The organism is Salinimicrobium oceani (assembly GCF_012037645.1).
In genome coordinates this window covers 1-391 of record NZ_JAAVJR010000917.1, presented here as the reverse complement: position 1 = coordinate 391, position 391 = coordinate 1, and the positions used below count along the sequence as shown (strand labels likewise).

At 44.2% G+C, this 391-nt stretch carries 1 pseudogene; it reads right to left on the bottom strand.

Annotated features, from left to right (window positions below):
• A pseudogene (locus tag HC175_RS20050) lies at positions 1 to 391 on the bottom strand (SRPBCC family protein); the annotation flags it as partial.

Below are 391 nucleotides of genomic sequence, written 5' to 3'. Positions count from 1 at the left end.
AGGAACTCCGGTTGAAAATATGGTGGTGCCATTGCGATCATCACGCTGATTATAAATGATCAAGGGTTTCCCGCTAATGGAGATATTGTTTTGTTCCATATAGATCCTCACCTGCTTGACCATGTCGGCAGCTTTGGTGTTCACTTCGCTCATTTTTGAAGCTGTGGTGGTGAACATATAGTAACCGCCGCCATGCTGGGTCACTCCCTGCACATTAATGGAATAAGCTTCCATTTTTCTTATCACATTCTGCTCAAGATTTTCAAGGCTCTGTTCAAAAACGGGTTGAAAAAGTTCTGCGAGATCTTCATCCTGGACTGTAAAGGCAAGTTTTTCCTTGAAACTCTGGTCCCCCTGCAGTCGCCAGGTAACTTTGGTTTGTTCTCCTTCA